Source organism: Ideonella azotifigens, from assembly GCF_006519715.1.
Classification (GTDB): Bacteria; Pseudomonadota; Gammaproteobacteria; order Burkholderiales; family Burkholderiaceae_C; genus Ideonella; species Ideonella azotifigens.
In genome coordinates this window covers 1-1173 of the sequence record NZ_VIDT01001131.1, presented here as the reverse complement: position 1 = coordinate 1173, position 1173 = coordinate 1, and the positions used below count along the sequence as shown (strand labels likewise).

The window sequence follows — 1173 nt, the reverse complement described above, 5'->3', positions numbered from 1 at the left end:
GCGCCCAGCCGGTGCAGCCAGGCGCCGGCACGGTCCAGCGCAGCGCCGGTGTTCTCGAAATCTGCTGGCGCCGTGTTCGCGGCAATCGCATCCAGTTCGGCCAGGTTTTCGCGCATCGCGAGCCGCATCGCCGGCTCGAAGTGCGCGGGCTGCACCTGCTCGAAAGGCGGCAGGCCAAACGGCCCGGTCCAGTCGGTCAACAAGGGATTGGGCGAAGCATTCATGGCGAACAGTCACTCCTTGGCAGCAAACGATGATGCCACCGGCCCCACAGGCTTCTCCGGCCATGGGCTTGTGCCGGCAGGCTTTGGCACCGAGACTCGGCGCTCTGGCCAGGAGGAACCCATGCAACAGAAACCCGCGCAGCCACCGAAGGCTCGCAAGCCATGACGGCAACCCAGACCTTGCAGGTCGGCCTGGTCAGCTTCGGCTACGCCGGCCGCACGTTCCACGCGCCCTTGCTGCAGGCGACACCTGGCCTGCAACTGGCCGCGGTGGCCAGCTCGCAAGCCGAGGCGGTCAACACCGTGCTCGGGGCAGACGTGAGCGTGGTGCCGGACGCTGCTGCGCTGCTCGCGCTGCCGCTGGACCTGATCGTCATCGCGTCACCAAACGACACGCACCATCCGCTGGCGCGCGACGCGCTGATGGCTGGCAAGGCGGTGGTGATCGACAAGCCGATGGCGCTGGACCTTACCGAAGCCACCGAACTCGTGGCACTCGCAGCCCGGCAACAACGCTTGCTCAGCGTGTTCCACAACCGCCGCTGGGACGGCGACTTCCTCAGTGCCGCCGCACTGCTGCAGAACGGCCGGCTGGGCCGCGTGGTGCAGGCGGCCTTGTATTTCGACCGTTTCCGTCCCGAGGTCCGCCAGCGCTGGCGCGAATCGGCCGCGCCCGGTGGGGGACTGTGGGCCGACCTCGGGCCGCATCTGCTGGACCAGGCGCTGCAACTGTTCGGCCCGCCGGTCACGCTGCAATGCGAGTTGGCCAGCCAGCGCGACGGCGCCGTGGCAGACGACTGGTTCCAGGCCCGCCTGGGCTACGCCAGCGGACTGCGCGTGCTGCTTCAAGCCAGCACACTGGCGGCCCTGCCCGGCCCGCGCTTCGAGCTGCACGGCACCTTGGGCAGCCTGCGCATCTGGGGGCTGGACGGCCAGGAAGACGCGCTGA

Annotated in this window: 1 protein-coding gene and 1 pseudogene; one reads left to right on the top strand and one right to left on the bottom strand. The window is 69.1% G+C overall.

Features of this window, described 5'->3' with window-relative positions; translation table 11 throughout:
- Positions 1 to 224 (bottom strand): annotated as a pseudogene (locus FKP22_RS31110) (peptidase M3); the annotation flags it as partial.
- Positions 225 to 386: 162 nt separating this feature from the next.
- Between FKP22_RS31110 and FKP22_RS31105 the strand changes: the two are divergent.
- Positions 387 to 1173: Gfo/Idh/MocA family protein (locus FKP22_RS31105; protein ID WP_141292026.1), on the top strand; the 787-nt coding region annotated here is incomplete at its 3' end.